Below are 13,238 nucleotides of genomic sequence, written 5' to 3' on the forward strand. Positions count from 1 at the left end.
CGGCCGAGTCGGGTCGAGCGGGTTCCGGGGAGCGGTGGATCGACGCTACAGCCCCGCCGCCGCGGTCACCGCGCGACGAGTGAGCACCTGCGCCAGGTGCTCGCGGTAGTCCGCCTGGGCGTTGAGGTCGCTGCTCGGGGAGGTCCCCTCCGCGGCCGACCGCGCCGCCGCGGCGATCGTCTCGGGGCTGGCTGGGGCACCGGCCAGCGCGGCCTCCACCGCGGTGGCCCGCAGCGGCGTGCTGCCCATGTTGGTCAGCCCGATCCGGGCCTCGGCGATGCGCCCGTTCTCCCGCCGGACGACCGCGGCCACCGCCACGATCGACCACGCCTGCGCCACGCGGTTGAACTTCTCGTAGCGCATCCCCCACTCACCGGCCAGCTTGGGGATGCGGATCTCGACGAGCAGCTCCCCCTCCTCCACCGCGGTGGTCAGGTAGTCGACGAAGAACTCCGCCGCCGGCACCGTCCGCCGTCCCTGGAGGCCGGCGATGACGAACTCCGCGTCCAGCGCCAGGGCCACCGCCGGCAGGTCGCCGGCGGGGTCGGCGTGCACCAGGGCCCCGCCGAAGGTGCCGCGGGCGCGGACCTGCCGGTCGGCGACCGTCTCGGTCGCCTCGGCGATGAGCGGCGCGTACTGCTGCACCAGCGGGTCGATCATGACGTCGTGGTGCGTCGTCATGGCCCCGATGACGATGGCGTCGCCGTCGTCCCGGACGCCGCGCAGCTCGGCGACGCGAGCCAGGTCGACCACCGTCTCCGGCGCGGCCAGCCGCAGCCGCATGACCGGGATCAGCGACTGACCGCCGGCCAGGACCTTGACGTCGTCCCCGCCGTCGGCGATGGCCTGCAGTGCCTCGTCGACGGTCGTGGGGCGGGCGTACTCGAACGCAGCGGGGATCATGGCTCGACTCCTTCGTCGTCACCGGTCATGGCTCGACTCCCCTGTCGCCTCGGCGGGATCACTGGTCACCTCCGAGGGCGGACTGGGGGGTGGAGACGCCGGCGGTGGTCTCGGTCTGCGCCCCACCCCAGGCGTTGGTGCCGGCGGTGGCACGGTCTCCGCCGTCCCCGCCCTGGTGGATGGCCCGCCAGACCCGCTCAGGGGTCAGCGGCATCCGGATGTCGCGGACCCCCAGGTGCCGGACGGCGTCCAGCGCGGCGTTGACGACCGCGGGCGTGCTGGCGATGGTGCCGGCCTCCCCGACGCCCTTCGCGCCGATCGGGTTGCCCGGGGCCTCGTGCACCGTGTTGCCGGTGTCGAAGTGCGGCAGGTCGGCCGCCGAGGGGACCAGGTAGTCGACGAAGGTGCCGGTGGTGAGGTTGCCGTCGGCGTCGTACACGGCCTCCTCGAACATCGCCTGAGCGATGCCCTGCGCCAGCCCGCCGTGGATCTGCCCCTCGACGATCAGCGGGTTGACGATCGTCCCGACGTCGTCCACGCAGGCGTACTTGCGGATCTTCGCCATGCCGGTCTCGGTGTCGATCTCCATGGCGCAGAGGTGCGTGCCGTGGGGGAAGGAGAAGTTCTCCGGGTCAAAGGTCGCGTCCGCGTCGATCGAGGGCTCCATGCCCTCGGGGAAGTTGTGCGCCGCGAAGGTGGCCAGGGCGATCTCCTGGATGGAGACCTCCGAGCCGGGGGTGCCGCGGACGGAGAACGTCCCGCCGGAGAAGTCGAGGTCGTCCTCGCTGGCCTCGAGCAGGTGCGCGGCGACCCTGCGGGCCTTCGCCACGACCTTCTCGGCCGCGTTGACCACCGCCACCCCGCCGACCACCAGCGACCGGGAGCCGTAGGTGTCCAGGCCGCGCGGGGAGGACGAGGTGTCGCCGTGCAGCACCTCGACGTCCTCGAACGGCACGCCCAGCCGGTCGGCGACCAGCTGGCTCCACGCCGTCTCGTGGCCCTGCCCGTGGGGGGTGGAGCCGGTGACGACCTCGACCTTGCCGGTCGGCAGCATCCGGATGGCGGCGTGCTCCCAGCCGCCGGCGCCGTAGGACAGCGAGCCGAGCACCCGGGAGGGCGCCAGGCCGCACATCTCGGTGAAGGTGGAGACGCCGATGCCGAGCTGCACCGGGTCGTTCGACTCCCGGCGGCGGCGCTGCTCCTCGCGCAGCTCGTCGTAGCCGATGAGCTCCAGGGCCTGCTGGGTCGCGGTCTCGTAGTCGCCGCTGTCGTAGGTCATCCCGGCCACCGTGGTGAACGGGAACTCCTCGGCGCGGATCCAGTTCTTGCGGCGCAGCTCCAGCGGGTCCATGTCCAGCTCGACGGCGAGCTCGTCCATGATCCGCTCGACGGCGAAGGTGGCCTCGGGGCGGCCGGCGCCGCGGTAGGCGTCGGTCGGCGTCTTGTTGGTGAAGATGCCGTCGCACTCGAAGCGGTAGGCCGGGAACTTGTAGATGCCGTTGAACATGAAGGCACCGAGCACCGGGACGCCGGGGCTGACCAGGCGCAGGTAGGCGCCCATGTCGGCGAGGATCCGGCAGCGCAGGCCCTTGACGTTGCCCTCGCGGTCGGCGGCGATGTCGATGTACTGGATCTGGTCGCGGCCGTGGTGGGCCGTCATCAGCGACTCGCTGCGGGTCTCGGTCCACTTGACCGGCTTCCCGAGCCGACGGGCCACGAGCAGGCTGATGACCTCCTCCGGGGTCACCTGCAGCTTGCCGCCGAAGCCGCCTCCGACGTCGGGGGCGACGACCCGCAGCTTGTGCTCCGGGACCCCGGTGACCATCGCCAGCATGATCCGCAGGATGTGCGGCACCTGGGTCGAGGACCACATCGTGTAGTTGTCGCCCTGCGGCTGGACGACGACCGAGCGCGGCTCCATGAACGCCGGGATCAGCCGCTGCTGCACGAACCGGCGGCTGACCACGACCTCCGCGTCGGCGAAGGCCTGGTCGGTGTCCACACCGGTGCCGGCCTCCCCGCCGTCGAAGACGAAGTGGAAGCTGCGGTTGGACTCGAGGTGGTCGTGGGTCAGCTGGGCACCCTCGGCGACCGCCTGCTCCATGTCCAGCACCGCGGGCAGCAGGTCGTAGTCGACGTCCACCAGCTCGACGGCGTCCTGCGCGGCCGTCTTGCTGCGCGCCACGATCACCGCGACGGCCTCGCCGACGTGGTTCACCTCGTCGACCGCGATCGACGGGTGGCCGGGGTTGACCATGTCGGGGGTGACCGGCCAGGCGCACGGGATCGAGCCCTGCTCGTCGGCCACGTCGCGCCCGGTGAGGACGGCGATGACGCCCGGTGCCTCCTGGGCGGCGCTGACGTCGATCGAGCTGATCTTCCCGTGTGCCACGGGGCTGCGGACGACGGCCAGGTGCAGCATCCCGGGCAGCACCATGTTGTCGGTCCAGGTGGTCCGGCCGGTGATCAGCCGGGCGTCCTCCTTGCGGCGGCGGGCCTTGCCGACCTCGCGCTCCGGCGCCTCCGCGGGCCGGTCCTCGACCGCGGTCACTGCTGGGCCGCCACGTGGGGAGCGGCCGCGGTGTCGACCTCGGCCGGGGAGACGTGCCCGTTCCCGGACCCGCGCATCTCGCCGGCGGCCTGCTGCACCGCGCGGACGATGTTCTGGTAGCCGGTGCAGCGGCAGAGGTTGCCCTCGATGCCCTCGCGGACCTCGGTCTCGCTCGGGTCGGGGTTCTCCTTGAGCAGGTCCACCGAGGCCATGATCATCCCCGGCGTGCAGTAGCCGCACTGCAGGCCGTGCATCTCGTGGAACGCCTTCTGCACCGGGTGCAGGCTGCCCTGCGGCGCCAGCCCCTCGATGGTGGTCACCTCGACGCCGTCGGCCTGGACGGCCAGCACAGTGCAGGACTTCACGGCCGCGCCGTCGAGGTGGACGGTGCAGGCGCCGCAGTTGCTGGTGTCGCAACCGATGACGGTGCCGACCTTCCCCAACTGCTCCCTCAGGTAGTGCACCAGCAGGGTCCGGGGTTCGACGTCGTCGCTGTACGTCACCCCGTCCACCCGCACGTTGATCTGGGTCACCGATTCCTCCGCTCCTCTGCAGGGGTCGTGTGGCTCAGGACACAGCCGCACCTGCGCTGAAGTGTGTCGAGCAGCACGTGACTTAGGCCACGCTTACCTGAGGGCGCAGGACGATCCGCCGTCCGCGCAAGCGGGCCTATGGGCGCCTGGCGTCCGCACCTGCGGATCGATCGGCCCGCTGGCCGACGCAGCAGCGGTAGTCGGTCAACGTTGCAGCGGAGTTGCAGCCATTCCGGCGACGGGGGTTGCGGAGACCCGGGTGAGGGGGCCCCAGGAACGCGTAGTTAGGTGAGCCTCACCTAGTTGGAGGGAAGACCCATGTCCGTTGCCCCGTTCCTGCGCGGCGTCACCCTGCTCACCGCTACCGTCCTCGTCGCCGGCTGCGGCTCCGGCGACGACGGGTCCGCCGGGGAGTCCGCCGCCTCCAGCAGCTCCTCGGGCTCCGGTGGCGCCTTCCCCGTCACCGTCGAGACCGCCTTCGGGGACGTCGAGATCCCCGAGGAGCCCCAGCGGGTCGTGGCCCTGGGCTGGTCGGACGCCGAGACCGCGCTGGCGCTGGGTGTCCAGCCGGTGGGCGCCAGCGACTGGCTGGCCTTCGGCGGCGAGGGCGTGGGCCCGTGGGCCGAGGGGCTCTACGACGAGGCCCCGGAGATCGTCGAGACGCTCGAGCCGAGCCTCGAGGCGATCGCCGCGCTGCAGCCCGACCTCATCCTGGACACCCGCTCCCCCGCCACGCAGGACCGCTACGACGCCCTCAGCGCCATCGCCCCGACCGTCGGCCAGCCCGAGGGCGTCGGCCCGTACCTGACCACCTGGCAGCAGCAGCTGGACCTGGTCGGCCAGGCGCTGGCCCGCGAGGAGCAGGCCGAAGAGCTGCAGGCCGAGGTCGAACAGCAGTTCACCGAGGCCGCCGAGGCCCACCCGGAGTTCGCCGGCACCGAGGTCGCCGTCGGCGCCTACACCTCCGAGGGCTTCGGCGCCTACGTCCGCGGCGACACCCGCGTCGACTTCATGGAGACGCTGGGCTTCACCAACAAGCCGGCCATCCAGGACCTCGCCGGGGAGAGCTTCTTCGTCTCGATCAGCGAGGAGCAGGTGCCGCTGCTCGACGCGCCGCTGACCGTGGTCTTCCCGATCTTCGTCGAGGCGTCGCAGATCACCGACAACCCGCTGTGGCAGTCGCTGCCCGCGGTGCAGCAGGGCAACGCCCTGGTGCTGGACGACCAGACGCTGGTCAACGCCTTCTCCAGCGGCTCGGCGCTGGGCACCCGGTACGCGCTGGAGAACGCCGTCCCGGTGTTCGCCGAGACGCTCCAGCCCTGAGTCATCTGGCCGGTGCGGGCGCCGTCCGCACCGGCCCGGTCCGCAGCTCGCGGCGGCGCAGCACCGCCGAGGCGGTGAGCGCCACCACCCCGACCGCGGCCAGTGCGGCCCCGACGGCGGCCGGGGCGGTCCAGCCCAGGCCGGCCGCGATGACCACGCCGCCCAGCCAGGCGCCGAGGGCGTTCGCGGCGTTGAGCGCCGAGTGGTTGAGCGCGGCGCCCAGCATCTGCGCCTCGCCGGCGACCTCCATCAGCCGCAGCTGCAGGGTCACCACCAGCACCGACGCGGTGGCCGAGAGCAGGAAGAGGGTGGCCAGCAGCCCCGGCGCCCAGCCGGCGAGCAACGCCACCAGGGCCAGCAGCACGCCCATCGTTCCCATCGCCCCGACCAGCGAGCGGAACAGCGCGAGGTCGGCGAGCCGGCCGCCGAGCGCCGTCCCCAGGACGCCGCCGACGCCGAAGACCAGCAGCACCCACGGCACCGCCCCGCGGGGCAGGCCCGCCTCCTCCGTGGTGAGCGGCGAGACGTAGCTGTACACGGCGAACATGCCACCGAAGCCGACCGTGGCGACCAGCAGGGTCAGCAGCACCTGCGGACGGCGCAGCGCGGTGAGCTCGGTGGCGACGGTGACCTCGCCCCGGCCGGGCCAGGACGGTACGAACGCCAGCACCGCGAGCACGGTGGCCACCGCCAGGACGACGACCGCCCAGTAGGCCGCGCGCCAGCCCAGCGCCTGCCCGAGCCAGGTCGCTGCCGGGACGCCGGCCAGGTTGGCCACCGCCAGCCCGAGCATCACCGAGCTGACCGCCCGACCGCGGAGCTCCGCCCGCACCAGCGAGGCAGCCACCAGCGAGGCCACCCCGAAGTAGGCGCCGTGCGGCAGCCCGCTGACGAAGCGGGCGAGCAGCAGCGAGGAGTGCCCGCCGGCCAGCGCGCTACCGAGGTTGCCGAGCAGGAACGCGACCATGAGGCCGACCAGCAGGCCCCGTCGCGGCAGCCGCGCGCCGAGCGCGGCGATGACCGGCGCGCCCACCACGACCCCGAGCGCGTAGGCGGAGATGACGTGGCCGGCGGTGGGGATGTCGACGCCCACGCCCTCGGCGATCTCGGGCAGCACGCCCATCGTCACGAACTCGGTCGTGCCGATGGCGAAGCCGCCCAGGGCGAGGGCGACGACCGCGGCGACGACCCGCCGGGGGCTGAGCTGGGGGACGTCGGGCGGTGCGGTCACGTGGAAGAGGCAAGGCGGCCTGGTCCGGCCGCATTCCCCGGCTTCAGTGGAGGCGCAGCGGGCCGCGCGGCACCCGGCGCAGCCGGTGCAGGTGCGCGGCGACGGCCGGCCGGCTCGGGGCGCCCGGCGGCAGCGCCTCCAGGCAGGCGTGCCACACCACGGCGTCGTCCTGGGCCTCGGGCAGCCGGGTGTAGCGCAGCAGCAGCTCGGGACGGCGGGCGGCCAGCACGGCCTGCCGCAGCGCCCCGGACAGCCGGTCGCGGGCGGCGACCACACCGGGCGCGGACGAGCGGGGCAGCACGGCGCCGGGGTAGCGCTCCAGCGCGGGGCCGACGGCGCCGCGGGCGATCAGCCGGCGCACCTGGTCCAGGTCGGTCTCCAGCGGGCCGGTCAGCCGGTAGGGGCGCGAGCCGAGCAGCTGGGCGCCGACCAGCCGGCGCAGCCGGGACAGCTCGGCCCGCACGGTCACCGCGGCGGCGTCACCGGCGTGGCACTCCAGCGCCAGCTGCTCGGCGGTGCGCCCACCGCCGCCGGCCGCCGCCTCGGCGAGCAGGATCAGCAGCTCGGAGTGGCGCAGCGAGAGCTCCGCGGGGCCGGACGGCAGCTGCAGCCGCGCACGCTCGCGGCCGAGCACCTCCAGCCGCGGCACGGGACGGGCGACCGGGCGCGGCGCGGGGGCCGCCGGCCGGGCGGCGTCCTCCCGGTGCAGCCAGCGCAGCTCCGCCTCGACGGCGGCCACCGTGGCCCGCACGAGGGTGAGCACCTGCGGGCTGGCCACGTGGTCGCCGCCGGTGACGTCGATGGCGCCCAGCAGCACGCCGGTGACCGGGTGGTGCACCGGTGCGGCCGAGCAGCTCCAGGGCTGCACCGGACGGCGGTAGTGCTCGCTGCCGTAGATCTGCACGGCGTGGTCGAGGGCGAGCGCGGTGCCGGGGGCGTTGGTGCCGGCGACGTCCTCGGCCCACCGGGAGCCCTCGACGAAGTGCATCGCCTCGGCGCGCGCCCGCAGCCGGCGGTCGCCCTCGACCCAGAGCATCCGGCCGTCGGCGTCGGTGACCGCGACGATCATCCGGTCGGCCTCGGCGTCCTCGACCAGCAGCCGGCGGATGACCGGCAGCACCGGTGCCAGCGGGTGCGCCTCGCGGTAGGCCAGCAGCTCGTCGTCGAGCAGGTCGACCGGCGGCGCGGCGCCGTCGGGGTCGACACCGCCCGCGAGGCTGCGCCGCCAGGAGTCCCAGACGACGGCGCGCACCAGGTCCGGCGGGGTCGGGCCGGAGCGGGTGACGAGCGCCTCGTGGGCGGCGCGCAGCCGTCGGGTGTGCGCGGGGTCGGGGCGGCCCTCGGGCAGCGCGACCCACGGGTTCAGCGTCGTCACGTCGTCGTCCGCGGGCTCGGGTCCATCGTCCGCCCATCGTGACCGGTCTCACGCGATTCCACCAGGGAACCGGTGGTGCGCGACCTGTTCGGGGAGGGCACCATCGGCGCAGGCCCGGCGGGCAGCAGCGCCCGCGCGTCGCGGGCCTGCAGCGCGCCGGTCCAGAGGCCGGCGCCGTAGGCGAGGTCCTCGAGCCGCCGGCCGGCGGCGAAGCGCAGCAGGCCGACCCGCCGGCGGTGCGGCCACCAGGCGAGGACGGCGTCGGCGACGGCGGCCGCGGCGGCGAGCCGGCGGGCCCGGGGGGAGACCGCGGCCGCGGCCAGCGCGAGCGGCCAGTGGTGTCGGGTGACGCTGCGCGCCAGCGTCTTGCCCGCCGCGGCGCTGCCCCGGACGACGAGGACGGTGGCCAGCCCGACCGGCGGCCGCTGTCCGGGCCGGGCCAGGCGCGGCGCCAGGCGGGCGGTGGCGACGGCGAGCACCGCGGCGCAGGCCAGCGCACCGGAGCGGCGCCCGGTCAGCGCCAGCGCCCAGGCCGCCGCCGACCACGGCGAGAGCACCACGGGGGCGACGGCGGCGCCGTGCCGCGCGGCCAGCAGCGCCGCGCCGGTGCCGTAGAAGGCGCGCCGGCGCAGCCACTCCCCGGTCGCCGCGCGGTGCTCGTGGGCGACGGCGGCCGACGGCTCGTAGCGCACCCGCCAGCCGGCCGCGACCAGCCGCCACACCAGGTCGACGTCCTCGGCGACCCGCATCGACTCGTCGAAGCCGTCGCCGAGCGCGTCCCGTCGGGCCACCATCGCGGCGCTGGGCAGGTAGGACACCATCGTGCCCGGGGCGACCGGCGCCGGGTCCGGCCCCATGTCCAGCGCGCTCACCGTGGCCTCGTACGGCTCCACCCAGCCGCCGCCGTCCGCCGGGAGCGCGGTGATCCGGGGGGCCACCAGCGCCAGCCGCGGGTCGGCGGTGAGCCGCGCCAGCGGCCCGGACCAGCCCGGCAGCGGCACGCAGTCGGAGTCCACGAACGCCACGAGCGGGGTGGTCACCGCGCGCAGGCCGGCGTTGCGGGCGGCGGCCGGGCCGCGGGCGCTGGCGTGCCGCAGCACCCGCGCGCCGTGTCGGCCGGCGACGGCGGTCACCGCGGCCGGGTCGGCGGAGCCGTCGTCCACCACGAGCACGGGGACGGCGGCGGTGTCGGGGTCGGCGCGCAGCGCGGTGAGCAGCCGGTCGAGCTCGGTCGAGCGGTCCTTGACCGGGACGACGACGGTCAGCTCCCCCGCCGGGACCCCCTCCGGCTCGGGGTGGGCGAGGCCGGCGTCGAGCAGCCGGGCGGCGAGTGCGGCGGTGGTGGCGTCCCGCACGACGAGCCGGTCGGTGCGCAGCAGGTCGCGGGCACGGGGCTGGAGGCGCGCCAGCCGCAGCGGGGAGCCGCCGAGCAGCGTCGTCCCCCCGTCGCGGCGGCGGACGCGGGGGTCCAGGCGGACGGCGGTGCCGTCGGGGAGCCGGCCGGGCGGGGGTGCGGCGACCGAGAGCCCCCTGCTCATGCGTCGGCCAGGACCTCGGCGGTCGTGGTGACCTCGACCAGCGGGGCGTAGCAGCCGAGGATCCGCATGGTGTCGTCGTGCGCCTCGTCGTCCGCGCCGGCGCAGGCGTCCGAGACCACCCGGACCAGCACGCCGGCGTCCGCCGCGGGCAGCACGGTGGAGAGCACGCAGCAGTCGGTGGCCACGCCGGCGACCGTGACCGGCCCGTCGCCGACGAGCTCGGCGACCGCGGGGACCCACTTGCCGAAGGTCGGCGCGTCGACGACGGGGTGCCCGCCCGGGTCCTCGGAGAGCTGGAACAGCGGGATGGCGTGCGGCTGGGTGAAGTAGTCGTACTTGGCGTAGTAGTCGGCCCACGCGCCGGTCGGCTCGTCGGGGACGACGAAGCGGGTGAAGACGACGCGGTCGCCGAAGGCCTCGACCAGCGAGCGGATGCGCGGGCGGATCTCGTCGAAGCGCGGCGTCGTCCACGGCGAGGTCGGGTCGCGGAAGACCTCCTGGTAGTCGACGACGACCAGCCAGCCGGACGGGGACCCCATGGACCGGACCATAACCCCGGGCGGCCGGGCGCGTTCCGTCAGCCGCGCAGCCGGCCGGCGGGGTCGACGTCCCACGCGCGGACGGCGGCGGCCAGCCGCCCGGCCATCCCGGCGAGCAGCTCCGCGCCCTCCTCCGCCGACGCCCCGGCCGGGTCGCCGAGGACGCCGGTCAGGCTGACCGCGCGCACCCCCTCGGCGCGCAGCCGGGGCAGCAGCTCGGCGATCGGGGCGGTCTCCCCCGCCACCGCTCGGTCCTCGCGGACCCCGTCCGGTTCCACGTGCAACATGAGTGAGGTCTCGGTGCGCCCGGCGTGCGCGTCGGCGCCGGCGACGCCGCAGGGGAACCAGGCCACGTCGCGCCCCTCGGCCCGCAGCCGGGCGCCGGCCGTGCGCAGCGCGTCCAGGTTGCCGCCGTGGCCGTTGATCAGCACCAGCCGTCCGGCCCAGCGGCAGGCCGACCGGCCGTACTCGACGAGCAGCCCGGTCAGCGCCTCGGTGCCGATCGAGACGGTGCCGGGGAAGTCCTCGTGCTCGCCGCTGGCGCCGTAGGCGAGCGCGGGAGCGAGCAGGGCGCCGTCGAGGTCGTCGACGGCGGCCTCGGCGACGGCGCAGGCGACGGTGGTGTCGGTGGCCAGCGGCAGGTGGTGGCCGTGCTGCTCGACCGCGCCGAGCGGCACCAGCAGCAGCGGGCGCTCGGGCAGCTCGGGCCAGGTGGCGCCGGCGAGCCTCGTGCTGGGGACGGCGTCTGGCACCCGGGCAGGCTAGAGCGCCAGGCCCAGCCGGTCACCGTCCAGGGTGGCCGCGCCGGCCTTCCGCGGTGCGAGGCAGTCGCCGACCCGGTGCACCTCCAGCCCGCTGCCGCGCAGCGCGGTCCACAGCTCGTCGTCGGCGCGGGGCGGGGCGGCGACCACCACCCGGTCGACGGTGCGCTCCTCGACCGCGCCGGTCGGGTGGTGCAGCAGTCGCACGGTGCGGCCGTCGACGGCGGTGACCAGCCGTTCCGTCGTCCGCCGGATGCCCAGCGTCGCCGCCCGCCGCTCCCAGCCGGGCCGGTCGAGGGTGAGGCCGAGGTTCTGGCCGACGACCAGCGCCGCCGTCACCACCTCGACCGTGCAGCCGCGCGCGGCGAGCAGCTCGGCGACCGAGGTCGCCGCGGCGGCGCCGAGGTCGTCGACCACCAGGACGTCGCCGGCCGGGTCGGCCGCGCCGGTGAGCACGTCCCGGACGTCGACCACCCGGTCGCTGCGGGCTGCCCAGTCCGGCCGCACGGGGCGGGCGCCGGTGGCGAGGACGACGACGTCCGGGGCCTCGGCCCGCACGCGCTCCGCGGTGGCGCGCACCCCGGTGCGGACCACCACGCCCGCCCGCGCGCACTCGGCGGCGAGGTCGTCGACCAGCGGGCGCAGCCCGTCGCGGCCGGGGGCGGACGCCGCGACGCGGATCGCGCCGCCGGTGCGGTCGGCCTGCTCCCAGACGGTGATCGCGTGCCCGCGGGCGGCGGCGGTGGCGGCGGCGCGCAGCCCGGCCGGGCCGCCCCCCACGACGAGCACCCGGCGGCGTCGCCCGGGCACCGGCAGCGGCGCCTCGCGTCCGGCCCGCGGGTTGGTCACGCAGCCCAGCGACCGGTTCAGGCCCACCCGGCCGACGCACTCCTGGTTGCAACCCAGGCAGCGGCGGACCTCGCCGTCCCGCCCGGTCAGCGCCTTGGTGGCGAACTCGGGGTCGGCGATCTGCGCGCGGACGGCGCCGACCAGGTCGCAGTCGCCGTCGGCCAGGGCACGCTCGGCCTGCGCCGGGGTGAGGAAGCGGCCGACGCCGATCACCGGCACGTCGACCGCGGCGCGGATGGCCGCGGAGAGGTAGCGGGCGTAGCCGGGTGGCGTGGTCATCGGCGGGACGACGCGGTCCAGGGTCGCCGTGGCGACGCCGACGGTGGTGCTCACGTGGTCGACCAGGCCGCGGGCGGCGAGCAGCCGCGCGGTGGCGACGGCCTCGGCGAGCGTCGTGCCGCCGTCGCGGCCCTCCTCGTCGGCCAGCCGGACGCCGAGGGCGCGGGCGGGGCCCAGCGCCTCCCGGACGGCGGTGAGCACCTCGACGAGGAAGCGGGCGCGGTTCTCCAGCGGGCCGCCGTAGGCGTCGGTGCGCCGGTTGGTGGCGCGGGAGAGGAACTGGCGGGCCAGCGAGGACTGCGAGGCCTGCACCTCCACGCCGTCGAACCCGGCGGCGGCGCAGCGGGCGGCGACGTCGGCGTACCCGGCGACCAGCCGCGCCAGGTCGGCCGTCGTCGCCTCGCGGGGCACCTCGCGGAACAGCGGGTCGGGCACCGGGGACGGCGCGCGGACTGGCGTGCGGGTGTGCAGCGAGTCGGACTGGCCGCCGTTGTGGTTGACCTGGGCGAACACCGGCACGCCGTGCGCGTGGACGGCGTCGGCGACGAGCCGCATGCCGGGCAGCGCGTCGGGGTCGTGCCCGCGGACGAGTTTCTCGTAGGGCCGGTCGTCAGGGTCGGTGGAGACCTCCTCGGTGATGACCAGCCCGGCGCCGCCGGCCGCCCGGGCGGCGTAGTAGGCGGCGTGCCGCTCGGTGAACCGGCCGTCGACGGCGTAGTTGGTCAGGTGGGCGGGGAACACGACACGGTTGGGCAGCGTCACCGGTCCGACCCGCAGCGGCGCGGCGAGGTGTCGCATGCATCCCCTCCTCCGCCGGGCCGACGGCCCGGACGGTAGAGACTCGCAGGCATGGCCCCTCGACGCTGCCCCTGCGGGACCGGCCTGCCCTACGCCGAGTGCTGCGGCCGGCTGCACGACGGCACCGCGACGGCGGCGACCGCGGAGCAGCTGATGCGCTCGCGGTACAGCGCCTTCGCCGTCGGCGACCCCGCCCACCTGCTCGCCACCTGGCACCCCTCGACCCGCCCACCGTCGCTGGAGCTCGACCCGACCGTGCGCTGGACCGGCCTCGACGTGCTCGCCACGACCGACGGCGGGCTGCTCGCGATCGAGGGCACGGTGGAGTTCCGGGCCTGGTACCGGCACGAGGGCGAGACCGGCAGCCAGCACGAGGTCAGCCGTTTCGTCCGCGTGGACGGCCGCTGGACCTACCTCGACGGACGGTGAGGGGCCGCGGGTGCTCTCCCCCTGTCTCCTATACACGTCGGACGCTGCCGACGACTCTTTACGTGTAAGTCTACACGGTCGTCGGTGCACTAACAAAAAACGACAAAGACCATGCATGCAACACAAAAA

Annotated in this window: 11 protein-coding genes; 2 read left to right on the forward strand and 9 right to left on the reverse strand. The window is 75.6% G+C overall.

What is annotated here, in order from left to right; translation table 11 throughout:
• Positions 1–45: 45 nt before the first annotated feature.
• The 3 genes from CNO22_RS06245 to CNO22_RS06255 are packed head-to-tail and all read right to left on the reverse strand — an operon-like array spanning position 46 to position 3,987.
• A complete protein-coding gene (locus tag CNO22_RS06245) occupies positions 46–903 on the reverse strand; it encodes an FAD binding domain-containing protein (protein WP_100498491.1) in 858 nt (285 codons plus the stop codon).
• Between the two features lie 58 nt (positions 904–961).
• Positions 962–3,454: a xanthine dehydrogenase family protein molybdopterin-binding subunit gene (locus CNO22_RS06250; RefSeq protein ID WP_100498492.1), complete on the reverse strand. Its 2,493-nt coding sequence runs from the start codon at positions 3,452–3,454 to the stop codon at positions 962–964.
• Positions 3,451–3,987, reverse strand: coding sequence for a (2Fe-2S)-binding protein (locus tag CNO22_RS06255; protein ID WP_100498493.1), 537 nt, complete (start codon positions 3,985–3,987; stop codon positions 3,451–3,453). The genes CNO22_RS06250 and CNO22_RS06255 overlap by 4 nt, the downstream gene beginning before the upstream one ends.
• 318 nt (positions 3,988–4,305) lie before the next feature.
• Here CNO22_RS06255 and CNO22_RS06260 point away from each other — a divergent pair, with 318 nt between their 5' ends.
• A complete protein-coding gene (locus CNO22_RS06260; RefSeq protein ID WP_100498494.1) occupies positions 4,306–5,310 on the forward strand; it encodes an iron-siderophore ABC transporter substrate-binding protein in 1,005 nt (334 codons plus the stop codon).
• Between the two features lies 1 nt (position 5,311).
• Here CNO22_RS06260 and CNO22_RS06265 read toward each other — a convergent pair whose 3' ends face one another.
• Genes CNO22_RS06265 through CNO22_RS06290 form a run of 6 tightly spaced genes read right to left on the reverse strand, consistent with a single transcriptional unit; the run spans position 5,312 to position 12,680 of the window.
• Positions 5,312–6,541 (reverse strand): MFS transporter, encoded by a 1,230-nt coding sequence (locus CNO22_RS06265; protein ID WP_100498495.1) that lies wholly within the window; start codon positions 6,539–6,541, stop codon positions 5,312–5,314.
• Positions 6,542–6,584: 43 nt separating this feature from the next.
• Positions 6,585–7,916 carry a GAF domain-containing protein gene (locus tag CNO22_RS06270; RefSeq protein WP_232806839.1) on the reverse strand — a complete coding sequence of 444 codons (1,332 nt, stop codon included), beginning with the start codon at positions 7,914–7,916 and terminating at the stop codon, positions 6,585–6,587.
• On the reverse strand, positions 7,913–9,454 hold the full coding sequence (mftF, locus tag CNO22_RS06275; protein ID WP_100498496.1) for a mycofactocin biosynthesis glycosyltransferase MftF: 1,542 nt from the start codon (positions 9,452–9,454) through the stop codon (positions 7,913–7,915). The genes CNO22_RS06270 and mftF overlap by 4 nt, the downstream gene beginning before the upstream one ends.
• The gene (locus tag CNO22_RS06280; RefSeq protein ID WP_100498497.1) at positions 9,451–9,993 is read right to left on the reverse strand and encodes a cysteine hydrolase family protein; all 543 of its coding nucleotides are present in this window, start codon (positions 9,991–9,993) and stop codon (positions 9,451–9,453) included. Before CNO22_RS06280 ends, mftF begins: the two co-directional genes overlap by 4 nt.
• A 38-nt stretch (positions 9,994–10,031) precedes the next feature.
• Positions 10,032–10,745 (reverse strand): mycofactocin biosynthesis peptidyl-dipeptidase MftE, encoded by a 714-nt coding sequence (gene mftE, locus CNO22_RS06285; RefSeq protein WP_100498498.1) that lies wholly within the window; start codon positions 10,743–10,745, stop codon positions 10,032–10,034.
• A gap of 9 nt (positions 10,746–10,754) precedes the next feature.
• Complete coding sequence (locus CNO22_RS06290; RefSeq protein ID WP_100498499.1) at positions 10,755–12,680, reverse strand: mycofactocin system FadH/OYE family oxidoreductase 2; 1,926 nt, start codon at positions 12,678–12,680, stop codon at positions 10,755–10,757.
• 51 nt (positions 12,681–12,731) lie between these two features.
• On the opposite strand from CNO22_RS06290, the gene CNO22_RS06295 reads away from it, so the two are divergent.
• Positions 12,732–13,109 (forward strand): YchJ family protein, encoded by a 378-nt coding sequence (locus CNO22_RS06295; RefSeq protein ID WP_100498500.1) that lies wholly within the window; start codon positions 12,732–12,734, stop codon positions 13,107–13,109.
• Positions 13,110–13,238: the final 129 nt, after the last annotated feature.

Source organism: Geodermatophilus chilensis, assembly GCF_002802985.1.
Classification (GTDB): Bacteria; Actinomycetota; Actinomycetes; order Mycobacteriales; family Geodermatophilaceae; genus Geodermatophilus; species Geodermatophilus chilensis.